The sequence below is a fragment of the Burkholderia cepacia ATCC 25416 genome, from assembly GCF_001411495.1.
Classification (GTDB): Bacteria; Pseudomonadota; Gammaproteobacteria; order Burkholderiales; family Burkholderiaceae; genus Burkholderia; species Burkholderia cepacia.
This window is the reverse complement of the sequence record NZ_CP012981.1, coordinates 1,164,231-1,188,207: the sequence shown is the minus strand read 5'-3', so window position 1 is coordinate 1,188,207 and position 23,977 is coordinate 1,164,231. Positions and strand designations below refer to the sequence as shown.

Here is a 23,977-nt window from a genome sequence, read left to right as displayed (position 1 = left end):
ATTGCCCCTTATTTCTTGGCCTTCTTGTCGGCCGCGTGACCCTTGAACGTACGGGTCAGTGCGAACTCGCCAAGCTTGTGGCCGACCATGTTTTCCGAGATGTACACCGGAACGTGTTGACGGCCGTTGTGAACAGCGATCGTCAGGCCGATGAAATCCGGCAGAATCGTCGAGCGACGCGACCAGGTCTTGATCGGCTTTTTGTCGCGCGAAGCTGCAGCCGCCTCAACTTTCTTCAGCAAATGGGCGTCGCAGAACGGACCTTTTTTTACAGAACGTGCCATTGCCTACTCCTTAACGCTTGTGACGGCGCTGGACGATCATCGTCGTCGTGCGCTTGTTGCTACGGGTGCGATAACCCTTAGCCGGCGTACCCCACGGGCTAACCGGATCGCGACCTGCAGCCGTCTTGCCCTCACCACCACCGTGCGGGTGATCAACCGGGTTCATCGCAACGCCACGCACCGTCGGGCGGATACCGCGCCAGCGGTTCGCGCCAGCCTTGCCGATCTGGCGCAGGCTATGCTCTTCGTTGCCGACTTCACCGATCGTTGCACGGCACTCGATGTGCACGCGGCGGATTTCGCCCGAACGCAGACGAACCTGCGCGTAGACGCCTTCACGTGCGAGCAGCATGGCCGACGTACCAGCCGAACGCGCCATTTGCGCGCCCTTGCCCGGCAGCATCTCGATGCAGTGGATCGTCGTACCGACCGGAATGTTGCGGATCGGCAGCGTGTTGCCTGCGCGGATCGGCGCTTCCGAACCCGACATCAGCTGTTGGCCGACGGTCAGGCCCTTCGGGGCGATGATGTAGCGACGTTCGCCGTCTGCGTAGAGCACCAGCGCGATGTTCGCGCTACGGTTCGGGTCGTACTCGAGACGTTCGACCTTTGCCGGGATGCCATCCTTCGTGCGACGGAAATCGACGATACGATAGTGTTGCTTGTGACCACCACCCTTGTGACGCGTGGTGATACGGCCATTGTTGTTACGGCCGGCGGTCGAGCTCTGCGAGTCGAGCAGTGCCGCGAACGGCTTGCCCTGGTGCAGGTTCTTGTTGACCACCTTGACCATCGCGCGGCGACCCGGCGATGTCGGCTTAACTTTAACGATTGCCATGATTACTTGGCCTCCGCTTCAAAGTTGATTTCCTGGCCGGGCTTCAGGCAAACGTACGCCTTCTTCACGTCCTTGCGGCGGCCCATCGAACGGCCAAAGCGCTTTTGCTTGCCCTTCTGAACCAGCACGTTGACGGAATCAACTTCAACCTTGAACAGCAGCTCGACAGCCGCCTTCACTTCCTGCTTCGTGGCATCCGGTGCGACTTCGAACACGACTTGCTCGTTCTTGTCGGCAACCAGCGTCGCCTTTTCCGAGATCACCGGTGCGAGCAGGACCTGCATCAAACGATGATCGTTCTTGCGAATCTCGCTCATGACAGCAACTCCTCGATCTGGGCGACCGCAGCCTTCGTGACCAGCACTTTCTTGAAGTAGATCAGCGACAGCGGGTCAGCGTAGCGCGGCTCGACAATTGCCACGTGCGGCAGGTTGCGCGATGCCAGGTACAGGTTTTCGTCAACCGTGTCGGTGATGATCAGCACGGAGTCGAGACCCATGGTCTTGAATTTGTCAGCCAGCAGCTTGGTCTTCGGCGCTTCGAGGATGATGTCCTCGACGACCGACAGGCGGCCTTCACGGGCCAGCTGCGAGAAGATCGAGCAGAGACCTGCGCGATGCATCTTCTTGTTGACCTTGTGCGAGAAGTTTTCTTCCGGCGAATTCGGGAAGATACGACCACCGCCACGCCACAGCGGGCTCGACGACATACCGGCACGAGCACGGCCCGTACCCTTCTGGCGCCACGGCTTCTTGGTCGTGTGCTTGACTTGCTCACGGTCCTTCTGTGCGCGGTTACCCTGGCGAGCATTCGCCTGGTAAGCGACGACGACCTGGTGGATCAGCGCTTCGTTGTAGTCACGACCGAACACGACGTCCGACGCGTTGACCACTGCACCTTCCTGACCATTTTCGTTCAGGAGCTTGAGTTCCATTATTTCGCCCCCTTGGTCTTGACGGCCGGCGTCACGAAGACCTTGCCGCCCTTCGCGCCCGGAATCGCACCCTTCACGAGCAGCAGCTTGCGCTCTGCGTCGATACGAGCGATTTCGAGGTTCTGCACCGTCACCGTCACGTCACCCATGTGACCCGTCATGCGTTTACCCGGGAAAACACGACCCGGATCCTGCGCCATACCGATCGAGCCCGGCACGTTGTGCGAGCGCGAGTTACCGTGCGTCGCACGGCCGGAGGAGAAGTTGTAACGCTTGATCGTACCGGCGTAGCCCTTACCGATCGACACGCCTTGCACGTCGACCTTCTGGCCCACTTCGAAAAGATCAGCACCGACCACGGCGCCATTCGACAGCTCAGCTGCCTTGGCCGCGTCAATGCGGAATTCCTTGAGGATTTCACCGGCTTCGACACCGGCTTTGGCGAGATGACCTGCCAGCGGCTTCGTCACGCGCGATGCACGACGGGAGCCGAATGCAACCTGCACGGCCGTATAGCCGTCGGTTTCAACAGTCTTGATCTGCGTCACGCGGTTGTCCGACACGTCCAGCACGGTGACGGGAATCGAATCCCCTTCAGCCGTGAAGATACGGGTCATGCCAACCTTGCGACCTACGAGTCCAAGGCTCATCATTTTCTCCATTCCCGACTGCGATTGGTCGGGGCTGATTTACAAAATGCCGGGCACGCAAGGCCCAACTTTTTTACGCGAATACGCGAAAAGCCAAGCAGTATAGCCCGACTCCTCGATTTCCGCAAGCAATACAAAGACTTAGCGCCACCCGGCAAGCCAGTTGGCGCCGAAAGCCTTACTGCAGCTTGATTTCCACGTCGACGCCAGCCGGCAGGTCGAGCTTCATCAGCGCGTCAACCGTCTTGTCGGTCGGATCGACGATGTCCATCAGGCGCTGGTGGGTACGGATTTCGAGCTGATCGCGCGACGTCTTGTTGACGTGCGGCGAACGCAGGATGTCAAAACGCTGAATGCGCGTCGGCAGCGGCACCGGGCCACGGACGATTGCGCCAGTCCGCTTCGCGGTATCGACGATTTCGGCAGCCGATTGATCGATCAGACGATAGTCGAAAGCCTTCAGGCGAATGCGGATTTTCTGTTGCTGCATGACGATTCCTTGAAAAGAGCGAGGCGATGTTGCACCGCCGGACACCAAAAGAACGCGAAACCTGCTGCCTGCGGGGAGCGAAGCGACAGGTTCCGAACGGTACTTCCACTGCTAAGCCCGCGATTCTACACGAAAAATCGGAGAGGTGGTGCGGGTTTGTCAATGTGCGTGACGGCACGCCATAAAGAAAAACCGGGTGCCAGCGCAAGCTGAACACCCGGTTTCGACGATACAACTGCATACCGTGGGATCGCGGATCCCGGAAGGATCCGCGGATCGTCGATCTTAGTCGAGGATCTTGGCGACGACGCCGGCGCCGACCGTACGGCCACCTTCGCGGATTGCGAAGCGCAGACCTTCTTCCATCGCGATCGGTGCAATCAGCTTCACCGTGATCGACACGTTGTCGCCCGGCATCACCATTTCCTTGTCCTTCGGCAGCTCGATCGAGCCCGTCACGTCCGTCGTACGGAAGTAGAACTGCGGACGGTAGTTGTTGAAGAACGGCGTGTGACGGCCGCCTTCGTCCTTGCTCAGCACGTACACTTCAGCCGTGAAGTGCGTGTGCGGCGTGATCGAACCCGGCTTCGCCAGAACCTGGCCACGCTCCACGTCTTCACGCTTCGTGCCGCGCAGCAGGATACCAACGTTGTCGCCTGCCTGACCTTGGTCCAGCAGCTTGCGGAACATTTCAACGCCCGTGCAGGTCGTCTTCACCGTCGGCTTGATACCGACGATTTCGATTTCTTCGCCGACCTTCACGATGCCGCGCTCGACACGACCCGTCACCACCGTACCACGGCCCGAGATCGAGAACACGTCTTCCACCGGCATCAGGAACGCGCCGTCAACTGCACGCTCCGGCGTCGGGATGTACGTGTCCAGCGCGTCTGCCAGGCTCATGATCGCCACTTCGCCCAGCTCGCCCGTGTCGCCTTCCAGCGCCAGCTTTGCCGAACCCTTCACGATCGGCGTGTCGTCGCCCGGGAAGTCGTACTTCGACAGGAGTTCGCGAACTTCCATCTCGACCAGCTCGAGCAGTTCAGCGTCGTCCACCATGTCGCACTTGTTCAGGAACACGATGATGTACGGAACGCCAACCTGACGCGCCAGCAGGATGTGCTCACGCGTTTGCGGCATCGGGCCGTCTGCTGCCGAGCAAACCAGGATCGCGCCGTCCATCTGCGCTGCGCCCGTGATCATGTTCTTCACATAGTCAGCGTGGCCCGGGCAGTCGACGTGTGCGTAGTGGCGGTTAGCCGTTTCGTACTCGACGTGCGCCGTGTTGATCGTGATGCCGCGCGCCTTTTCTTCCGGTGCCGCGTCGATCTGGTCGTACGCCTTCGCTTCGCCGCCGAACTTCTTCGTCAGAACCGTCGTGATCGCTGCCGTCAGCGTCGTCTTGCCGTGGTCAACGTGACCAATCGTACCAACGTTCACGTGCGGCTTGGTCCGCTCGAATTTACCTTTTGCCATGATTCTCTTCTTTCAAAAATTATCGATTGAGATAGCGAATTACTTCGACTTCGCGCTGATGATCGCATCAGCAACGTTGCGCGGAGCTTCAGCGTAGTGCTTGAACTCCATCGTGTACGTTGCACGACCTTGCGTCAGCGAGCGCAGCGACGTCGAATAGCCGAACATTTCCGACAGCGGCACTTCGGCGCGCACGATCTTGCCGCCGCCAACCATGTCTTCCATGCCCTGGACGATACCGCGACGGCCCGACAGGTCGCCCATCACGTTGCCCATGTAGTCTTCCGGCGTCTCGACTTCGACAGCCATCATCGGCTCGAGGACGACCGGGTTCGCCTTGCGCATTGCTTCCTTGAACGCCATCGAACCGGCCATGCGGAACGCGTTTTCGTTCGAGTCAACGTCGTGGTACGAACCGAACGTCAGGTGAACCTTCACGTCGACGACCGGGAAGCCAGCCAGCACGCCCGACTTCAGCGTGTCCTGGATACCCTTGTCGACCGCCGGGATGTATTCACGCGGAATCACACCACCCTTGATCTCGTCGAAGAACTCGTAGCCCTTGCCTTGTTCGTTCGGCTCGAGCGTGATGACCGCGTGACCGTACTGGCCGCGACCACCCGACTGCTTGACGAACTTGCCGTCGACGTCCTTCGCCGTCGAACGGATCGTTTCGCGGTATGCAACCTGCGGCTTGCCGACGGTTGCTTCCACGCCGAATTCACGCTTCATCCGGTCGACCAGAATTTCGAGGTGGAGCTCGCCCATGCCCGAAATGATGGTCTGGCCCGACTCTTCGTCGGTCTGCACGCGGAACGACGGATCTTCCTGTGCCAGACGGTTCAGCGCCAGGCCCATCTTTTCCTGGTCAGCCTTGGTCTTCGGCTCGACAGCCTGCGAAATCACCGGCTCCGGGAACACCATGCGCTCGAGCACGATCGGGTTTGCCGGATCGCACAGCGTGTCGCCGGTGGTCGCTTCCTTCAGGCCGACCGCAGCAGCGATGTCGCCTGCACGGACTTCCTTGATTTCTTCACGCTGGTTCGCGTGCATCTGCAGAATACGGCCGAGGCGTTCCTTCTTGCCCTTGGTCGAGTTCAGCAGCGTGTCGCCCGAGTTGACGACGCCCGAGTACACACGGAAGAAGATCAGCTGGCCGACGAACGGGTCGGTCATGATCTTGAACGCGAGCGACGAGAACTTCTCGTCGTCCGACGCCTTGCGCTCCGCTTCTTCACCGTTTTCGAGCTCGCCCTTGACCGGCGGGATGTCGACCGGCGACGGCAGGAAGTCGATCACGGCGTCGAGCATACGCTGCACGCCCTTGTTCTTGAACGCGGTACCGCACAGCATCGGCTGGATTTCGCACGCGATCGTACGATCACGCAGCGCCTTGACGATGTCGGCTTCCGGCAGATCGCCTTCTTCCAGGTACTTGTTCATCAGGTCTTCGCTGGCTTCAGCAGCCACTTCGACCATCTTTTCGCGCCATTCCTTGCAGGTCTCTGCGAGCTCGGCCGGGATGTCGACGTAGTCGAACTTCGTGCCTTGCGACGCTTCGTCCCAAATGATCGCCTTCATCTTGATCAGGTCGACGACGCCCTTGAAGTTTTCTTCCGCGCCGATCGGCACCACGACCGGAACCGGGTTCGCCTTCAGGCGCAGACGGAGCTGGTCGTAGACCTTGAAGAAGTTCGCGCCGGTACGGTCCATCTTGTTGACGAACGCGAGACGCGGCACCTTGTACTTGTTAGCCTGGCGCCACACCGTTTCCGACTGCGGCTGCACGCCGCCCACTGCGCAGTACACCATGCACGCGCCGTCGAGCACGCGCATCGAACGCTCCACTTCGATCGTGAAGTCGACGTGACCCGGGGTGTCGATGATGTTGATGCGGTGTTCCGGATAGTTGCCGCCCATGCCCTTCCAGAAGGCCGTGGTAGCAGCGGACGTGATCGTGATGCCACGCTCCTGTTCCTGCTCCATCCAGTCCATCGTGGCTGCGCCGTCGTGGACTTCACCGATCTTGTGGTTCACACCGGTGTAAAACAGAATGCGCTCGGTCGTCGTCGTTTTGCCGGCGTCGATGTGAGCGCTAATACCGATATTGCGGTAGCGCTCGATAGGAGTCTTGCGAGCCACTTTGATCCTCTACTGGGATGACACGATGCAGCCCTGCTGCATCATGCTTCAACACAAACGGGCGAGGCGCCTGAAAAGCGCACCCGCCCGGAATTTATTTCCGCAAACAGCCCAGCCAGGCGCTTAGAAACGGAAATGCGAGAACGCGCGGTTGGCTTCTGCCATGCGGTGAACTTCATCGCGCTTCTTCATCGCGCCGCCACGACCTTCGGCCGCTTCGGAGAGTTCACCTGCCAGGCGCAGAGCCATCGACTTCTCGCTGCGCTTCTTCGCAGCCTCACGCAGCCAGCGCATCGCCAATGCCATACGACGCGACGGGCGCACTTCGACCGGAACTTGATAGTTGGCACCACCAACGCGACGGCTCTTCACTTCGACCACCGGCTTGACGTTGTTGAGCGCAACCGTGAACACTTCCAGCGGGTCCTTGCCACCCTTGGTCTGGATCTGTTCGAATGCGCCATAAACGATGCGCTCTGCGACCGACTTCTTGCCGGACAGCATCAGCATGTTCATGAACTTGGCTACATCAACGTTACCGAACTTCGGATCCGGCAACACTTCCCGCTTGGGGACTTCGCGACGACGCGGCATGATTCTTCCTTTACTTGTTCAGTTGGAGCTGGTTCCAGCTCCGCGGCCACCAACAAACCCGATCACATCTTCACGACTAACCAGCTTGGCCGGGTGACCACTTACTCGACAGCACCGGCAATCCGGCACTCCCGCCTTGACCGCCCTGCGGCGATCCCTGATCAAAAACTGCTTACTTGGCAGCCTTTGCACGCTTCGCGCCGTACTTCGAGCGCGCTTGCTTACGGTCCTTGACGCCCTGGGTATCCAGCGAGCCGCGAACCATGTGGTAACGCACACCCGGCAAGTCCTTCACACGGCCGCCGCGGATCAGCACAACCGAGTGTTCCTGCAGGTTGTGGCCTTCACCGCCGATGTACGAAATCACTTCGAAGCCGTTCGTCAGACGAACCTTGGCGACCTTACGGAGTGCCGAGTTCGGCTTCTTCGGCGTCGTCGTGTACACACGGGTGCACACGCCGCGACGCTGGGGGCAGTCCTGCAGGGCCGGGCTCTTGCTCTTCGTCGTTTCCGACTGACGGCCTTTGCGAACCAGTTGGTTGATGGTTGGCATTGTTTATTCCTGAAATTGAACAAAATCTGCACATCGATTTCGGGCAAAGCGAGAATCGGCGCACAGTTGACTTCCGAACCGGCGAAACGGGTGCGAGCTTTCGAACGCAACTCGGCCCACCGAATACCGGAACCCAGCATCATATTCCGGAAATACCAACTAAGTCAACGGCTTGCGTGATTCGCCGGCCGGACGCGTGGTTTACCGGAAGGGTCGGAACGCCTGTGTCAGGCAGACTCGACGACGTCGATGATCTCGTCGCCGAAGCGCTCCAGCTTGCGCACCCCCATGCCGGGGATATGGCGCAGGTCGTCGATCGTCTCCGGCGCGTTGCGTGCGATCTCGGCGAGCGTCGCGTCGTGGAAGATCACGTAGGCCGGCACGCCGTCCGTCTTCGCCGTTTCCGCGCGCCACGCGCGCAGCGCATCCCACCTTGCGCGCTCGCGCGTGCCCATGCCGGCCGTCGGGTCGACGCGCGTGCCGCTGCGGCCCGACGACTGGCGCGTGCGCTGCGGCTTCACGTAGCGGCGCAGCGTGACCTTCTCCTCGTTCTTCAACACCGGCTTCGCGGCCTCGGTCAGCACGAGTGCACCGAAGCCGCCGTGATCGACGGCCAGGTAGCCGTACGCGACGAGCTGCCGAAATATCGCGCGCCACTCGGGCTCCGACAGCGACGCGCCGATCCCGAACGTCGTCAGCTGGTCGTGGCCCCGCTGCAACACCTTCTCGGTGCGCCCGCCGCGCAGGATCTCGATCAGGTGGCTCGAGCCGAAATTGAAGCCGCTCGCGCGCTGCGCGCGGAACACGCACGACAGCGCCATCTGCGCCTCACGCGTCGCGTCCCACGAAGCGGGCGGCTCGAGGCACGTATCGCAGTTGCCGCACGGCTTGCTCTCCTCGCCGAAGTAGTTCAGCAGCCGCACGCGGCGGCACGAGATCGTCTCGCACAGCCCGAGCAGCGCGTCGAGCTTCGACGTCTGGACGCGCTTGTGTGCGTCGTCGGCATCCGATTCGTCGATCATCTTGCGCTGCTGGACGACGTCGCCGAGCCCGTACGCCATCCACGCATTCGCGGGCATCCCGTCGCGGCCGGCACGGCCCGTTTCCTGGTAGTAGCCTTCGACGCTCTTCGGCAGATCCAGGTGCGCGACGAAGCGCACGTCCGGCTTGTCGATGCCCATGCCGAACGCGATCGTCGCGCACATCACGATGCCTTCCTCGCGCTGGAACATTTCCTGGTGCTTCTGCCGCACCTCGAACTCCATCCCCGCGTGATACGGCAGCGCACGCACGCCTTGCGCCTTCAGCCATTCGGCCGTTTCCTCGACCTTGCGACGCGACAGGCAATAGACGACACCCGCATCCGTCGTGCCGTCGGCATTCGTGTGTTCGGCGCGGATGAAATCGAGCAGCTGCGATCGCGCGTTGTCCTTTTCGACGATCCGGTAGCGGATGTTCGGGCGGTCGAAGCTCGACACGAACACGCGTGCGTCGTCGAGCGCGAGACGGTGGATGATCTCGTCGCGCGTGATCGCATCGGCCGTCGCGGTCAATGCGATGCGCGGCACCGACGGAAATCGCTCGTGCAGCACCGACAGCTGGATGTATTCCGGGCGGAAATCGTGCCCCCATTGCGACACGCAGTGCGCTTCGTCGATCGCGAACAGGCCGATCTTCGCGCGCTCGAGCAGGTCGAGGAAGCGCCCCGTCATCAGCCGTTCGGGCGCGACATACAGCAGGTCGATTTCGCCTTCGCGCAGCGCCCGCTCGGTCGCCGCGGCCTCGGCGCCCGACAGTGTCGAGTTCAGGTACGCCGCGCGCACGCCCACTTCGCTCAGTGCGGCGACCTGGTCCTGCATCAGCGCGATCAGCGGCGACACGACGATACCGGCACCCTGCCCGGCCTCGCGACGCAGCAGCGCCGGAATCTGGTAGCACAGCGACTTGCCGCCACCGGTCGGCATCAGCACGAGACAATCGCCGCCGCCGGCGACGTGTTCGACGATTTCGCCCTGCTGGCCGCGAAAAGCGGGATAACCAAATACTTCGTCGAGGATTTCGAGGGCGCGGGACATGAAAGAGGACGGGGACGGCTGGACGATGACCGCAATTTTAACAACCCGCTCGCGGGACGCGGGGCGAATCGTGCGGTTTTGGCCGATCGGCCAGGGTTCGTTCGCGTGCATGACGAGCCTGCCACGACCGCGCCGCAAGTGATTGCAACGGCTTCGGCGGCGCTTGCAGTCGGGCCGCACTTCCGTCGCGAGCAAGCGAGGCCGGCACAGCACAGGCGCGTCATGCACGCGAACGACAGATGAAAAAAAACCGCCCGGCAAAACCGGGCGGTCTCGGTGACAGCGTGGTGAGGCAAGGCGGCTCGCGCCGCCCGCGCTTACTCGGCTGCCGGGTGCTGTTGCGGCTCTTCCGCAGCAGGCGTGCTCGGCGTGCCGAAATCGAACGCTTCTTCCGCTGCGATCTGGTCGAAACGCTCGCGATCCGACGATTCCTTCGCCTTGCGTGCCTTGTGGAACGCGAGACCCGTACCGGCCGGAATCAGACGGCCGACGATCACGTTTTCCTTCAGGCCGCGCAGATCGTCGCGCTTGCCCATGATCGCCGCTTCGGTCAGCACGCGGGTCGTTTCCTGGAACGATGCCGCGGAGATGAACGAGTCGGTCGACAGCGATGCCTTCGTGATACCGAGGAGCACGTTGTCGTACGAAGCCGGACGCTTGTCCTCGGCGATCATGCGATCGTTCTCGTCCAGCATGTCGGAACGCTCGACCTGTTCGCCCGGGATGAAGCGCGTATCGCCGTTGTCGGTGATCTGCACACGACGCAGCATCTGGCGAACGATCACCTCGATGTGCTTGTCGTTGATCTTCACGCCCTGCAGACGATACACGTCCTGCACTTCGTCGACGATGTAGCGCGACAGCGCCTCGATACCCTGCAGACGCAGGATGTCGTGCGGATCGGCCGGACCGTCCACGATCATTTCGCCCTTGTTGACGACCTGGGCATCGTGAACCAGAACCTGCTTTTCCTTCGCGATCAGGAACTCGTGCTGGTTGCCCTCGAGATCCGTGATGACGAGACGCTGCTTGCCCTTCGTGTCCTTACCGAACGACGTCGTACCGGTGACTTCCGCGAGAATGCCGGCATCCTTCGGCGAACGCGCTTCGAACAGTTCCGCCACCCGCGGCAGACCGCCGGTAATGTCACGTGTCTTCTGCGCTTCCGTCGGGATACGTGCGAGCACTTCACCGACCTGCACTTGCTGACCATCCTTCACGGTGATCAGTGCGCCGACCTGGAAGCCGATCTGCACCGCGTGCTCCGTGCCCGGAATCTTCACTTCGTCGCCGTTCGCGTCGAGCAGCTTGACCTGCGGACGCACGCTCTTCGAAGCCTGCGAACCACGGCGCTTCACGTCGATCACGACCAGCGTCGACAGGCCGGTCACGTCGTCGATCTGCTTCGCGACGGTCACGCCTTCCTCGACGTTCTCGAACTTCACCGTACCACCGTACTCGGTGATGATCGGACGCGTCAGCGGATCCCACGTGGCGAGCTGCGTGCCTGCCTTGATCGTCGCGCCGTCGAGCTGCAGCAGCGTCGCGCCGTACGGCACTTTGTGACGCTCGCGCTCGCGACCGAAATCGTCGGTGATCATCGCTTCGCCCGAACGGGAAATGACGATCTGCTCGCCCTTCGCGTTCGTGACGTAACGCATCGTCGCCGTGAAGCGGACGATACCGTTGCTCTTCGCTTCGACCGACGAAGCCACTGCCGCACGCGATGCCGCACCACCGATGTGGAACGTACGCATCGTCAGCTGCGTGCCCGGTTCACCGATCGACTGTGCAGCGATCACACCGACTGCTTCGCCGACGTTCACGAGCGAGCCGCGGCCGAGGTCACGGCCGTAGCACGACGCACACAGACCGTAGCGCGTTTCGCAGGTCAGCGGCGTGCGCACGCGCACTTCGTCGATGCCGAGGCGTTCGATTTCCTCGACCGCCGTTTCATCGAGCAGCGTGCCCGATTCGTACACCGTTTCCTGCGTTTCCGGGTTCACGACGTCCGCAACCGCAACGCGGCCGAGGATACGGTCGCGCAGCGCCTCGACGACTTCACCGCCTTCGACGAGTGCCTTCATCGCCACGCCGTTCGACGTGCCGCAATCGTCTTCCACGACGACCAGATCCTGCGTGACGTCGACGAGACGACGCGTCAGGTAACCCGAGTTCGCGGTCTTCAGTGCCGTATCAGCCAGACCCTTACGTGCACCGTGGGTCGAGATGAAGTACTGCAACACGTTCAGACCTTCGCGGAAGTTCGCGGTAATCGGCGTCTCGATAATCGAGCCGTCCGGCTTCGCCATCAGGCCACGCATACCGGCCAGCTGACGAATCTGAACCGCCGAACCCCGGGCGCCCGAGTCGGCCATCATGTAGATCGAGTTGAACGACTCCTGGCGCGTCTCGTTGCCGTCGCGGTCCGTCACCGGCTCCGTCGACAGCTGCTCCATCATCGCCTTGCCGACCGCTTCCGACGTTGCCGACCAGATGTCGACCACGTTGTTGTAGCGTTCCTGCGCGGTGACGAGACCCGACATGTACTGGCGGTCGTACTCCTTCACCTTCTTCGCGGCGTCGCCGACGATCGTTTCCTTCTGCGGCGGCACGAGCATGTCGTCCACGCAGATCGAAATACCGGCGCGCGTCGCGAGACGGAAACCCGACTGCATCAGCTGGTCGGCAAACACCACCGTCGCGCGCAGACCGCACTTGCGGAACGCCGTGTTGATCAGGCGCGAGATTTCCTTCTTCTTCAGCGGCTTGTTCAGCACCGAGAACGGCAGGCCGTGCGGCAGGATCTCCGACAGGATCGCGCGGCCGACGGTCGTCGCGTACAGCGAAATCTTCGGCACGAACGGCGGCGCGCCTTCCGACGTGTCCTCGTTGTGGACCATTTCGGTGATCCGCACGTTGACGCGCGATGCGAGCTCGACTTCCTTGTTCTCGTACGCGCGGATCACTTCCGACACGCCCGTGAACGACAGGCCTTCGCCCTTGCCGTTGACCGCTTCGCGGGTCGCGTAGTACAGACCCAGCACGATATCCTGCGACGGCACGATCGACGGATCGCCGTTGGCCGGGAACAGCACGTTGTTCGACGCCAGCATCAGCGTACGCGCTTCCATCTGCGCTTCGAGCGACAGCGGCACGTGAACGGCCATCTGGTCACCGTCGAAGTCGGCGTTGAACGCCGCGCAGACGAGCGGGTGCAGCTGAATTGCCTTGCCTTCGATCAGCACCGGCTCGAACGCCTGGATACCGAGACGGTGCAGCGTCGGCGCACGGTTCAGCATCACCGGGTGCTCACGGATCACCTCTTCGAGGATGTCCCACACCACCGGCGTCTGGTTCTCGACTTCCTTCTTCGCAGCCTTGATGGTCGTCGCGACGCCCATCACTTCCAGCTTGTTGAAGATGAACGGCTTGAACAGCTCGAGCGCCATCAGCTTCGGCAGACCGCACTGGTGCAGCTTCAGCGTCGGGCCGACCACGATGACCGAACGGCCCGAGTAGTCGACGCGCTTGCCCAGCAGGTTCTGACGGAAACGACCGCCCTTACCCTTGATCATGTCGGCGAGCGACTTCAGCGGACGCTTGTTCGCACCCGTCATCGCCTTGCCGCGACGGCCGTTGTCGAGCAGCGAGTCGACGGCTTCCTGCAGCATCCGCTTTTCGTTGCGGACGATGATTTCAGGTGCCTTCAGCTCGAGCAGGCGCTTCAACCGGTTGTTACGGTTGATCACGCGGCGGTACAGGTCGTTCAGGTCCGACGTCGCGAAACGGCCGCCGTCCAGCGGCACGAGCGGACGCAGTTCCGGCGGCAGCACCGGCAGCACTTCGAGGATCATCCACTCGGGCTTGATGCCCGAGCGCTGGAATGCCTCGAGGACCTTCAGGCGCTTCGCGTACTTCTTGATCTTCGCTTCCGAGCCAGTGTTCTTCAGCTCGGTGCGCAGCGTCTCGACCTGCTCGTCGATGTTGATCGCGCGCAGCAGTTCACGCACGCCTTCCGCGCCCATTTCGGCACGGAATTCGTCGCCGTATTCCTCGACCTTGTTGTAGTAATCCTCTTCGGTCATGATCTGCCGCGCCTTCAGCGGCGTCATGCCCGGTTCGATCACCACGTACGCTTCGAAGTACAGCACGCGTTCGATGTCGCGCAGCGTCATGTCGAGCACCATGCCCAGACGCGACGGCAGCGACTTCAGGAACCAGATGTGCGCGACCGGCGAGGCCAGTTCGATGTGGCCCATCCGTTCGCGACGCACCTTCGCCAGCGTCACTTCGACGCCGCACTTCTCGCAGATCACGCCGCGGTGCTTCAGACGCTTGTACTTGCCGCACAGGCACTCGTAGTCCTTGATCGGCCCGAAGATCTTCGCGCAGAAGAGACCATCGCGTTCCGGCTTGAACGTACGGTAGTTGATGGTCTCCGGCTTCTTCACTTCGCCGAACGACCACGAACGGATCTTGTCAGGCGAAGCCAGACCGATCTTGATCGCGTCGAAAACTTCTTCCTGTTGGACTTGCTTGAATAGATCGAGCAGAGCTTTCATTGCTTTCTCTCCGTAGTCCGATTAATTGCGGTCGAGATCGATATCGATACCGAGCGAGCGGATTTCCTTCACGAGCACGTTGAAGGATTCCGGCATGCCTGCATCGATCACGTGGTCGCCCTTGACGAGGTTTTCGTACACTTTCGTCCGGCCGGTCACGTCGTCCGACTTCACCGTCAGCATTTCCTGCAGCACGTAGGACGCGCCGTACGCTTCGAGTGCCCACACTTCCATTTCACCGAAACGCTGGCCACCGAACTGCGCCTTACCACCCAGCGGCTGCTGCGTGACGAGCGAGTACGGGCCGGTCGAACGCGCGTGCATCTTGTCGTCGACCAAGTGGTGCAGCTTCAGGTAGTGCATGTAGCCCAGCGTCACGCGACGTTCGAACATTTCACCCGTGCGGCCGTCGTACAGACGGACCTGGTTCTTCGACGGGTTCATGCCGAGTTGTTCAGCGATGTCGTCCGGGAACGCGAGGTCGAGCATCTTGCCCATTTCTTCCTCGGTCGCACCGTCGAACACCGGCGTCGCGAACGGCACGCCTTCGCGCAGGTTCTTCGCGAGTTCGAGGATCTCGTCGTCGGTGAAGCTTTCCAGGTCTTCCTGGCGGCCCGACTCGTTGTAGATCTTCGTCAGGAACACGCGCAGTTCCTCGATCTTCGCCTGACGCTGCAGCATTTCGCCGATACGCCAGCCGAGGCCCTTCGCAGCCCAGCCGAGGTGCACTTCCAGAACCTGACCCACGTTCATCCGCGACGGAACGCCCAGCGGGTTCAGCACGACGTCTGCCGGACGGCCGTCGGCCATGTACGGCATGTCTTCGATCGGAACGATCTTCGACACGACACCCTTGTTACCGTGACGGCCTGCCATCTTGTCGCCAGGCTGCAGACGGCGCTTCACCGCGAGGTACACCTTGACCATCTTCAGCACGCCCGGCGGCAGTTCGTCGCCTTGCGTGAGCTTCTTGCGCTTCTCTTCGAACGCGAGGTCGAACTGGTGACGCTTCTCTTCGATCGAGTTCTTGATCGCTTCGAGCGATGCCGCTGCTTCGTCGTCCGCGAGGCGGATGTCGAACCAGTGGTAGTGGTCGAGGTCTTCCAGGTAAGCCTGGTCGATCTTCGTGCCCTTCGCGAGCTTCTTCGGACCGCCGTTCGCGACCTTGCCCACCAGCATGCGTGCGAGACGCTGGAACGCGTCGCCTTCCACGATGCGCAGCTGGTCGTTCAGGTCGAGACGGTAGCGCTTCAGTTCGTCGTCGATGATCTGTTGCGCACGCTTGTCGCGCTGGATGCCTTCACGCGTGAACACCTGGACGTCGATCACGGTGCCGCTCATGCCCGACGGCACGCGCAGCGACGTGTCCTTCACGTCCGAAGCCTTCTCGCCGAAGATCGCGCGCAGCAGCTTCTCTTCCGGCGTCAGCTGGGTCTCGCCCTTCGGCGTGACCTTGCCGACCAGCACGTCGCCTGCTTCGACTTCAGCACCGATGTACACGATGCCCGATTCGTCGAGACGGCCGAGCTGGACTTCCGCCAGGTTCGAGATGTCGCGCGTGATTTCTTCCGGCCCGAGCTTCGTGTCGCGTGCAACGACGTTCAGCTCTTCGATGTGGATCGACGTGTAGCGATCGTCCGCAACCACCTTCTCCGAGATCAGGATCGAGTCTTCGAAGTTGTAGCCGTTCCACGGCATGAACGCGATCAGCATGTTCTGGCCGAGCGCGAGCTCGCCCAGGTCCGTCGAGGCGCCGTCGGCCAGCACGTCGCCGCGCGAGACCTTGTCGCCCATCTTCACGATCGGACGCTGGTTGATGTTCGTGTTCTGGTTCGAACGCGTGTACTTGATCAGGTTGTAGATGTCGACACCGACTTCACCTGCGACCGCTTCGTCGTCGTTCACGCGAATCACGATACGGCCTGCGTCGACATAGTCGACGACGCCGCCGCGGAACGCCTGAACCGTCGTACCCGAGTCGACCGCGCAGGTGCGCTCGATACCCGTCCCGACGACCGGCTTTTCCGGACGCAGACACGGCACGGCCTGACGCTGCATGTTCGAACCCATCAGTGCACGGTTCGCATCGTCGTGCTCGAGGAACGGAATCAGCGAGGCTGCAACCGACACGATCTGCGACGGCGCGACGTCCATGTACTGGATACGGTCCGGCGTGACCATCATCGTTTCGCCGGCTTCACGCGACGACACGAGTTCGTCGATCAGCGTGCCGTTCTCGTCGATCGCGGCGTTCGCCTGAGCGATCATGTAGCGGCCTTCCTCGATCGCCGACAGGTAGTCGATCTGGTCGGTCACCTTGCTGTCCACGACCTTGCGGTACGGCGTCTCGAGGAAGCCGTACTCGTTCAGGTGCGCGTACAGTGCGAGCGAGTTGATCAGACCGATGTTCGGACCTTCCGGCGTTTCGATCGGGCACACGCGGCCATAGTGGGTCGGGTGCACGTCACGAACTTCGAAGCCTGCCCGTTCGCGCGTCAGACCGCCCGGGCCCAGTGCGGAAACACGGCGCTTGTGCGTGATTTCCGACAGCGGGTTGGTCTGGTCCATGAACTGCGACAGCTGCGACGAACCGAAGAACTCGCGGATCGCCGACGAAATCGGCTTCGAGTTGATCAGGTCGTGCGGCATCAGGTTTTCGCTTTCGGCCTGGCCGAGGCGTTCCTTGACCGCGCGCTCGACACGCACGAGACCGGCGCGGAACTGGTTTTCCGCCAGTTCGCCGACGCAACGCACGCGACGGTTGCCGAGGTGGTCGATGTCGTCCACTTCGCCCTTGCCGTTGCGCAGCTCGACGAGGATCTTGATCGTCGCGAGGATGTCGTCGTCCTGCAGCGTCATCGGGCCGGTGATCTCGTCACGGCTGACGCGGCGGTTGAACTTCATGCGACCGACCTTCGACAGGTCATACGCTTCTTCGCTGTAGAACAGACGATTGAACAGGGCCTCGACCGCTTCTTCGGTCGGCGGCTCGCCCGGACGCATCATGCGGTAGATCGCGATGCGCGCGGCCGTCTTGTCGGTCGTTTCGTCGACACGCAGCGTCGACGAGATGTACGGGCCCTGGTCCAGGTCGTTCGTGTAGAGCGTCTGGATGTCCTTGATGCCCGCTTCGCGCAGCTTCTCGAGCACGCTTTCCGTGACTTCGTCGTTCGCGCTCGCGATCACTTCGCCGGTGTCGCCGTCGACGACGTTCTTCGCCAGCACGCGGCCGAGCAGATAGTCTTCCGGCACCGAGATGAACTTGGTCTTCGCGGCTTCGAGATCGCGAATGTGCTTCGCGTTGATCCGCTTGTCCTTCTGGACGATGACCTTGCCATCACGATCCGTGATGTCGAAACGCGCGACTTCACCACGCAGGCGCTCGGGCACGAACTCGAGTTGTGCGCCTTCGTCCATCAGCGTGAAGTTGTCGAACACGAAGAAGTTCGCGAGGATCTGTTCCGGCGTCAGGCCGATGGCCTTCAGCAGGATCGTGACCGGCATCTTGCGGCGACGGTCGACGCGGAAGTACAGGATGTCCTTCGGATCGAATTCGAAGTCGAGCCACGAACCGCGGTACGGAATGATCCGTGCCGAGAACAGCAGCTTGCCCGAGCTGTGCGTCTTGCCCTTGTCGTGTTCGAAGAACACGCCCGGCGAACGGTGCAGCTGCGAGACGATGACACGCTCGGTGCCGTTGATGACGAACGAGCCCGTCGGCGTCATGAGCGGAATTTCGCCCATGTACACTTCCTGCTCTTTCACTTCCTTGACGACCGGCTTGTTCGGCGATTCCTTGTCGAGGATGACAAGGCGGACCTTCGCGCGCAGCGCGGAGCAGTACGTCAGGCCGCGCTGCTGGCATTCCTTGATGTTGAATGCCGGCGCGGACAACGCGTAGCTCACGAACTCGAGGCGCGCGAAGCCGTTGTGCGAAACAATGGGAAATACCGATGTGAACGCGGCCTGCAAACCTTCAGGCTTGCGTTGCGTGGCCGGCACATCGGCTTGCAGAAACGTGCTGAATGATTCAAGCTGGGTAGCCAGCAAGAAAGGAACTTGGTGAACGATGGGGCGCTTCGCGAAACTCTTGCGAATGCGCTTCTTCTCGGTGAAGGAATATTGCATACGATCTCCGAATCACGGCGGGTGCTATCGAGGCGGAATACCTGGACGTTTCAAACCCGAGTGTTCACCGACTGAGACCCGATGGCCGTCCGACGGCTTGAACGAGCCGAGAAGCTTGGTGGTTGGCCGCTACCAACCGCTGGCTGACGGCAGCGGATGCCTGTGTTGCCCGCTACCCGACCAAACTTGCCTTCTGCAGTCGCTTCAGAAGACAAAGAGAACCGCCATTCGTGACCAATCACAACGATCAGGCGGTTTTCTTTGGCTTCTGGGGCCGATTATTCGGGCTCCCGAATGAGTGCCAGAATAACGTCCCCACAAAGCACAAAAAGGCCGGCGGTGAAAATACCGCCAGCCTTCGCACAGCGCGCCGAAACTTACTTGACTTCGACCTTCGCGCCAGCTTCTTCCAGCTTCTTCTTGGCTTCTTCAGCAGCAGCCTTGTCGACGCCTTCCTTGACAGCCTTCGGTGCGCCGTCAACGACGTCCTTCGCTTCCTTCAGGCCCAGGCCCGTCAGTTCGCGAACTGCCTTGATGACTGCAACCTTGTTGCTGCCTGCTTCAGCCAGAACGACCGTGAATTCGGTCTTCTCTTCAGCAGCAGCAGCAGCGCCGCCGCCTGCCGGGCCAGCGACTGCCACTGCAGCTGCCGACACGCCAAACTTCTCTTCGAACGCCTTGACCAGTTCGTTCAGTTCCAGAACGGTCATCCCTTCGACTGCTGCCAGGATGTCTTCTTTTGCGATTGCCATTTGAAATACTCCTAAATTGAATTCGGATACAGCCAGCGATCAATGACGCTGATGCACGTTCGATTACGCAGCTTCCGCTTGCTTCTTCTCTGCCAGCGCGGCCAGGGCACGCGCGAAGCCCGAAACAGGCGATTGCATAACGAACAGCAGCTTCGAGAGCAGTTCTTCGCGGCTCGGGATGCTTGCCAGCGCTTGCACGCCAGCCTTGTCCATCACCTTGCCATCGAACGAACCAGCCTTGATGACCAACTTGTCATTGCTCTTGCTGAAGTCGTTGACGACCTTAGCAGCAGCAATTGCATCTTCCGAGATGCCGTAGATCAACGGGCCAGTCATCTGCTCTGCCAGCGGAGCAAACGGCGTACCTTCAACGGCGCGGCGCGCCAGCGTGTTCTTCAACACGCGCAGGTAAACCTGTTGCTCACGCGCTTGCGCGCGCAGCTTGGTCAGATCGCCAACCGCAATTCCACGATACTCAGCCAGCACAACGGTCTGGGCCTTCGCGACTTGCGCGGAAACCTCAGCGACGACGGCTTGCTTGTCTTCTCTATTAAGCGGCACGGTTAGCCTCCAGAAACGATACGTTCGGCACGAAACCTCACGTACCTCGTTCAACAACGGCGTCCGACCTCGTTAGGAGTATTTCCACCTCATGCCGCGAATCGCTTCACGGCCTGCGGCTTCACCACTGCAAAACTTTTTCGGGTTCGCCATCTGCGTTGGCTTGAATTAAGGGATCACCTGACTGCTGCGCCCCACCAACGGTCTTTGATAACCGGTTGCCCGCCCTGCTGCACGAACAACCGCCCAAAGCCCATGTAGGCCGCTTCGCGAACGAAGCGGCCCGAAATCTTGCTTACTGTGCTGCCAGCGTAGCCTGGTCGACACGCACGCCGACGCCCATCGTGCTCGACAGTGCGATCTTGCGCAGGTAGACGCCCTTGCTCGTTGCCGGCTTTGCCTTCTGCAGCGCTTCGATCAGCGCCGACAGGTTCGAACGCAGTGCGGTCGGCTCGAACGATGCACGGCCGATGGTCGCGTGGATGATACCGGCCTTGTCGACACGGAATTGCACCTGACCAGCCTTCGCGTTCTTGACGGCGGTTGCGACGTCCGGCGTGACCGTACCGACCTTCGGGTTCGGCATCAGGCCGCGCGGGCCGAGGATCTGACCCAGCGTACCGACGATACGCATCGTGTCCGGCGAAGCGATCACGATGTCGAAGTCCATCTGGCCAGCCTTGATCTGCTCAGCCAGGTCTTCCATACCGACGATTTCCGCGCCTGCTGCACGAGCTTGCTCAGCCTTCTCGCCTTGCGCGAACACTGCAACGCGAACCGACTTGCCCGTACCTGCCGGCAGAACGACCGAACCGCGAACGACCTGGTCCGACTTCTTCGCATCGATGCCGAGTTGGACTGCTACGTCGATCGACTCGTCGAACTTCGCGCTCGCGCATTCCTTCACGAGGCTCAGTGCGTCTTCGATCGCGTACAGCTTCTGACGATCAACCTTGGCGGCAAATGCCTGACGGCGCTTGGAGATCTTAGCCATTTACACGCCCTCCACAGTGATGCCCATCGAGCGTGCGCTACCAGCGATGGTGCGAACGGCTGCGTCCAGATCAGCTGCCGTAAGGTCCGGCATCTTGGTCTTCGCGATTTCTTCGGCTTGAGCGCGCGTGATCGAACCGACCTTGTCGGTGTGCGGCTTGCTCGAGCCCTTGTCCACCTTCGCCGCCTTCTTGATCAGGACGGTCGCCGGCGGCGTCTTCATCACGAACGTGAAGCTCTTGTCAGCGAATGCCGTGATGACCACCGGCACCGGCAGACCCGGCTCCATGCCTTGAGTCTGCGCGTTGAACGCCTTGCAGAACTCCATGATGTTCAGGCCGCGCTGGCCCAGTGCCGGACCGACCGGCGGCGACGGGTTGGCTTTACCTGCAGGGATCTGCAGCTTGATAAAGCCGATAATCTTCTTTGCCATTTGTGAACCTCATTGGAACGCCGGAAGGGCGTTCGGTGAGTGATAACGCGCTTTCGCCTCTGGCTACTGACGCTCCTCAACGGCCATGACGCGGGCCGTAAGCGCGAAGGTGGGCAGCCGAGGCTGCCCACCGAATCGGGATCAAACTTTTTCGACCTGGCCGAACTCGAGTTCGACCGGGGTGGATCGACCAAAGATGGTGACCGACACACGCACGCGCGATTTTTCGTAGTTGACTTCTTCGACGGTGCCGTTGAAGTCCGTGAACGGGCCTTCCTTCACACGCACCATCTCGCCGACTTCGAACAGGGTCTTCGGGCGCGGCTTCTCGACGCCTTCCTGCATCTGCGACATGATCTTCTCGACTTCCTTCGGGGAAATCGGGGTCGGGCGGTTACGTGCACCGCCGACGAAACCGGTAACCTTCGCGGTGTTCTTCACGAGGTGCCACGTTTCGTCCGTCATTTCCATCTCCACCAGCACGTAGCCGGGGAAGAATCGACGCTCGGTTACTGCCTTGTGGCCGCCTTTGACTTCGACCACTTCTTCGGTCGGAACCAGGATCTGACCGAATTTGTCCTGCATGCCAGCACGTTCGATGCGCTCCTGAAGCGCACGTTGCACGCTCTTCTCCATACCGGAGTAGGCGTGCACGACGTACCAACGTTTTCCGCTCGGGGATGCCGGAGTATCGCTCATATCATTTCCAACCCAGAATCGCCGAGAAAATCACCCATTCGATCGATTTGTCACTCAACCAGAGGAAAATCGCCATCACGAGCACGAAACCGAACACGACGAGTGTGGTTTGCGTTGCTTCTTTGCGGGTGGGCCAAACGACCTTCCGGACTTCCTTGTACGAATCCTTGGCAAAGGCGATGAGGCTCTTACCAGGGGCGGACATCAGCCCGACGGCCACGCCGGCGATGATCCCTACCGCCAACGCGGCACCGCGGACATACCACTGCTGATTGGCCAGCCAGAAGAAGCCCACGAATCCGGCCAAGACCAACAATACGCCCAGGGCCAGCATCAGCTTATCGCCGGAGGTATTTACAGTTTCGACGGATGGATTCGCCATAACACCTTAAAACAAATGCCACGTAGAACACGTGGCTATTTTTTGGCAGGGGCAGAGGGAATCGAACCCCCAACCTTCGGTTTTGGAGACCGACGCTCTGCCAGTTGAGCTATACCCCTAAACCATACTGGGGCTGGCTGTTGCCAGCCCCAAAACTGTCGATCAACGAATAACTGGCTTACTCGATGATCTTGGCGACGACGCCGGCGCCGACCGTACGGCCACCTTCGCGGATTGCGAAGCGCAGACCTTCTTCCATCGCGATCGGTGCAATCAGCTTCACCGTGATCGACACGTTGTCGCCCGGCATCACCATTTCCTTGTCCTTCGGCAGCTCGATCGAGCCCGTCACGTCCGTCGTACGGAAGTAGAACTGCGGACGGTAGTTGTTGAAGAACGGCGTGTGACGGCCGCCTTCGTCCTTGCTCAGCACGTACACTTCAGCCGTGAAGTGCGTGTGCGGCGTGATCGAACCCGGCTTCGCCAGAACCTGGCCACGCTCCACGTCTTCACGCTTCGTGCCGCGCAGCAGGATACCAACGTTGTCGCCTGCCTGACCTTGGTCCAGCAGCTTGCGGAACATTTCAACGCCCGTGCAGGTCGTCTTCACCGTCGGCTTGATACCGACGATTTCGATTTCTTCGCCGACCTTCACGATGCCGCGCTCGACACGACCCGTCACCACCGTACCACGGCCCGAGATCGAAAACACGTCTTCCACCGGCATCAGGAACGCGCCATCAACTGCACGCTCCGGCGTCGGGATGTACGTGTCCAGCGCGTCTGCCAGGCTCATGATCGCCACTTCGCCCAGCTCGCCCGTGTCGCCTTCCAGCGCCAGCTTTGCCGAACCCTTCACGATCGGCGTGTCGTCGCCCGGGAAGTCGTACTTCGACAGGAGTTCGCGAACTTCCATCTCGACCAGCTCGAGCAGTTCAGCGTCGTCCACCATGTCGCACTTGTTCAGGAACACGATGATGTACGGAACGCCAACCTGACGCGCCAGCAGGATGTGCTCACGCGTTTGCGGCATCGGGCCGTCTGCTGCCGAGCAAACCAGGATCGCGCCGTCCATCTGCGCTGCGCCCGTGATCATGTTCTTCACATAGTCAGCGTGGCCCGGGCAGTCGACGTGTGCGTAGTGGCGGTTAGCCGTTTCGTACTCGACGTGCGCCGTGTTGATCGTGATGCCGCGCGCCTTTTCTTCCGGTGCCGCGTCGATCTGGTCGTACGCCTTCGCTTCGCCGCCGAACTTCTTCGTCAGAACCGTCGTGATCGCTGCCGTCAGCGTCGTCTTGCCGTGGTCAACGTGACCAATCGTACCAACGTTCACGTGCGGCTTGGTCCGCTCAAACTTTTCCTTGGCCATTTTCAACTCCCAAAAGGAATTTCACAGGTTGCGCCGCGCGCAAACAACAAGACACTGAC

20 protein-coding genes and 1 tRNA gene are annotated in these 23,977 nt (G+C 61.1%); all 21 read right to left on the bottom strand.

The window, feature by feature from the left end:
- Positions 1–8: 8 nt before the first annotated feature.
- The 21 genes from rpsS to tuf (APZ15_RS05255) all read right to left on the bottom strand — a co-directional run bounded on the left by rpsS (position 9) and on the right by tuf (APZ15_RS05255) (position 23,918).
- A complete protein-coding gene (rpsS, locus tag APZ15_RS05355) occupies positions 9–284 on the bottom strand; it encodes a 30S ribosomal protein S19 (protein WP_004199273.1) in 276 nt (91 codons plus the stop codon).
- 10 nt (positions 285–294) lie between these two features.
- A complete protein-coding gene (gene rplB, locus APZ15_RS05350; RefSeq protein ID WP_006482900.1) occupies positions 295–1,122 on the bottom strand; it encodes a 50S ribosomal protein L2 in 828 nt (275 codons plus the stop codon).
- Positions 1,123–1,124: 2 nt separating this feature from the next.
- Positions 1,125–1,439 carry a 50S ribosomal protein L23 gene (rplW, locus tag APZ15_RS05345; protein WP_004199275.1) on the bottom strand — a complete coding sequence of 105 codons (315 nt, stop codon included), beginning with the start codon at positions 1,437–1,439 and terminating at the stop codon, positions 1,125–1,127.
- Complete coding sequence (rplD, locus tag APZ15_RS05340; protein ID WP_006477192.1) at positions 1,436–2,056, bottom strand: 50S ribosomal protein L4; 621 nt, start codon at positions 2,054–2,056, stop codon at positions 1,436–1,438. Before rplD ends, rplW begins: the two co-directional genes overlap by 4 nt.
- On the bottom strand, positions 2,056–2,706 hold the full coding sequence (gene rplC, locus APZ15_RS05335) for a 50S ribosomal protein L3 (protein WP_006482922.1): 651 nt from the start codon (positions 2,704–2,706) through the stop codon (positions 2,056–2,058). The genes rplD and rplC overlap by 1 nt, the downstream gene beginning before the upstream one ends.
- Before the next feature lie 178 nt (positions 2,707–2,884).
- Positions 2,885–3,196: a 30S ribosomal protein S10 gene (gene rpsJ / locus APZ15_RS05330; protein ID WP_004199280.1), complete on the bottom strand. Its 312-nt coding sequence runs from the start codon at positions 3,194–3,196 to the stop codon at positions 2,885–2,887.
- A gap of 285 nt (positions 3,197–3,481) precedes the next feature.
- Positions 3,482–4,672: an elongation factor Tu gene (tuf, locus tag APZ15_RS05325; protein WP_057056448.1), complete on the bottom strand. Its 1,191-nt coding sequence runs from the start codon at positions 4,670–4,672 to the stop codon at positions 3,482–3,484.
- 39 nt (positions 4,673–4,711) lie between these two features.
- On the bottom strand, positions 4,712–6,814 hold the full coding sequence (gene fusA, locus APZ15_RS05320) for an elongation factor G (RefSeq protein WP_021161762.1): 2,103 nt from the start codon (positions 6,812–6,814) through the stop codon (positions 4,712–4,714).
- A 123-nt stretch (positions 6,815–6,937) separates the two neighbouring features.
- Positions 6,938–7,408 (bottom strand): 30S ribosomal protein S7, encoded by a 471-nt coding sequence (gene rpsG, locus APZ15_RS05315; RefSeq protein ID WP_006477195.1) that lies wholly within the window; start codon positions 7,406–7,408, stop codon positions 6,938–6,940.
- 172 nt (positions 7,409–7,580) lie between these two features.
- The gene (gene rpsL, locus APZ15_RS05310) at positions 7,581–7,961 is read right to left on the bottom strand and encodes a 30S ribosomal protein S12 (RefSeq protein WP_006400662.1); all 381 of its coding nucleotides are present in this window, start codon (positions 7,959–7,961) and stop codon (positions 7,581–7,583) included.
- A 227-nt stretch (positions 7,962–8,188) separates the two neighbouring features.
- Complete coding sequence (gene recQ, locus APZ15_RS05305) at positions 8,189–10,036, bottom strand: DNA helicase RecQ (RefSeq protein ID WP_021161761.1); 1,848 nt, start codon at positions 10,034–10,036, stop codon at positions 8,189–8,191.
- Positions 10,037–10,353: 317 nt separating this feature from the next.
- Positions 10,354–14,601 (bottom strand): DNA-directed RNA polymerase subunit beta', encoded by a 4,248-nt coding sequence (gene rpoC / locus APZ15_RS05300; protein ID WP_021161759.1) that lies wholly within the window; start codon positions 14,599–14,601, stop codon positions 10,354–10,356.
- Between the two features lie 21 nt (positions 14,602–14,622).
- The gene (rpoB, locus tag APZ15_RS05295) at positions 14,623–18,729 is read right to left on the bottom strand and encodes a DNA-directed RNA polymerase subunit beta (protein WP_027788581.1); all 4,107 of its coding nucleotides are present in this window, start codon (positions 18,727–18,729) and stop codon (positions 14,623–14,625) included.
- A 377-nt stretch (positions 18,730–19,106) separates the two neighbouring features.
- Complete coding sequence (gene rplL / locus APZ15_RS05290; protein WP_021161757.1) at positions 19,107–19,481, bottom strand: 50S ribosomal protein L7/L12; 375 nt, start codon at positions 19,479–19,481, stop codon at positions 19,107–19,109.
- A 63-nt stretch (positions 19,482–19,544) separates the two neighbouring features.
- On the bottom strand, positions 19,545–20,042 hold the full coding sequence (gene rplJ / locus APZ15_RS05285) for a 50S ribosomal protein L10 (protein ID WP_027788582.1): 498 nt from the start codon (positions 20,040–20,042) through the stop codon (positions 19,545–19,547).
- A gap of 295 nt (positions 20,043–20,337) precedes the next feature.
- Positions 20,338–21,036: a 50S ribosomal protein L1 gene (gene rplA / locus APZ15_RS05280; protein WP_006482906.1), complete on the bottom strand. Its 699-nt coding sequence runs from the start codon at positions 21,034–21,036 to the stop codon at positions 20,338–20,340.
- On the bottom strand, positions 21,037–21,468 hold the full coding sequence (rplK, locus tag APZ15_RS05275) for a 50S ribosomal protein L11 (RefSeq protein ID WP_006477201.1): 432 nt from the start codon (positions 21,466–21,468) through the stop codon (positions 21,037–21,039). It lies immediately after the preceding gene.
- A gap of 141 nt (positions 21,469–21,609) precedes the next feature.
- Positions 21,610–22,167 carry a transcription termination/antitermination protein NusG gene (gene nusG, locus APZ15_RS05270; RefSeq protein ID WP_006400672.1) on the bottom strand — a complete coding sequence of 186 codons (558 nt, stop codon included), beginning with the start codon at positions 22,165–22,167 and terminating at the stop codon, positions 21,610–21,612.
- Position 22,168: 1 nt separating this feature from the next.
- Positions 22,169–22,549, bottom strand: a complete 381-nt coding sequence (gene secE, locus APZ15_RS05265) for a preprotein translocase subunit SecE (protein ID WP_006482892.1) — start codon at positions 22,547–22,549, stop codon at positions 22,169–22,171.
- Between the two features lie 43 nt (positions 22,550–22,592).
- Positions 22,593–22,668, bottom strand: a tRNA-Trp gene (locus tag APZ15_RS05260).
- Positions 22,669–22,727: 59 nt separating this feature from the next.
- Positions 22,728–23,918, bottom strand: coding sequence for an elongation factor Tu (tuf, locus tag APZ15_RS05255; RefSeq protein WP_006482910.1), 1,191 nt, complete (start codon positions 23,916–23,918; stop codon positions 22,728–22,730).
- Positions 23,919–23,977: the final 59 nt, after the last annotated feature.

Coding starts and splice junctions, on each gene's coding strand:
- rplB (WP_006482900.1), bottom strand. CDS start 1,122: ATGGCAATCGTTAAAGTTAAGCCGACATCGCCGGGTCGCCGCGCGATG.
- rpoB (WP_027788581.1), bottom strand. CDS start 18,729: ATGCAATATTCCTTCACCGAGAAGAAGCGCATTCGCAAGAGTTTCGCG.
- tuf (WP_006482910.1), bottom strand. CDS start 23,918: ATGGCCAAGGAAAAGTTTGAGCGGACCAAGCCGCACGTGAACGTTGGT.
- rplA (WP_006482906.1), bottom strand. CDS start 21,036: ATGGCTAAGATCTCCAAGCGCCGTCAGGCATTTGCCGCCAAGGTTGAT.
- rpsL (WP_006400662.1), bottom strand. CDS start 7,961: ATGCCAACCATCAACCAACTGGTTCGCAAAGGCCGTCAGTCGGAAACG.
- secE (WP_006482892.1), bottom strand. CDS start 22,549: ATGGCGAATCCATCCGTCGAAACTGTAAATACCTCCGGCGATAAGCTG.
- rplD (WP_006477192.1), bottom strand. CDS start 2,056: ATGGAACTCAAGCTCCTGAACGAAAATGGTCAGGAAGGTGCAGTGGTC.
- nusG (WP_006400672.1), bottom strand. CDS start 22,167: ATGAGCGATACTCCGGCATCCCCGAGCGGAAAACGTTGGTACGTCGTG.
- rplW (WP_004199275.1), bottom strand. CDS start 1,439: ATGAGCGAGATTCGCAAGAACGATCATCGTTTGATGCAGGTCCTGCTC.
- rplK (WP_006477201.1), bottom strand. CDS start 21,468: ATGGCAAAGAAGATTATCGGCTTTATCAAGCTGCAGATCCCTGCAGGT.
- rpsG (WP_006477195.1), bottom strand. CDS start 7,408: ATGCCGCGTCGTCGCGAAGTCCCCAAGCGGGAAGTGTTGCCGGATCCG.
- tuf (WP_057056448.1), bottom strand. CDS start 4,672: ATGGCAAAAGGTAAATTCGAGCGGACCAAGCCGCACGTGAACGTTGGT.
- rplL (WP_021161757.1), bottom strand. CDS start 19,481: ATGGCAATCGCAAAAGAAGACATCCTGGCAGCAGTCGAAGGGATGACC.
- recQ (WP_021161761.1), bottom strand. CDS start 10,036: ATGTCCCGCGCCCTCGAAATCCTCGACGAAGTATTTGGTTATCCCGCT.
- rplC (WP_006482922.1), bottom strand. CDS start 2,706: ATGAGCCTTGGACTCGTAGGTCGCAAGGTTGGCATGACCCGTATCTTC.
- rpsS (WP_004199273.1), bottom strand. CDS start 284: ATGGCACGTTCTGTAAAAAAAGGTCCGTTCTGCGACGCCCATTTGCTG.
- rpsJ (WP_004199280.1), bottom strand. CDS start 3,196: ATGCAGCAACAGAAAATCCGCATTCGCCTGAAGGCTTTCGACTATCGT.
- rpoC (WP_021161759.1), bottom strand. CDS start 14,601: ATGAAAGCTCTGCTCGATCTATTCAAGCAAGTCCAACAGGAAGAAGTT.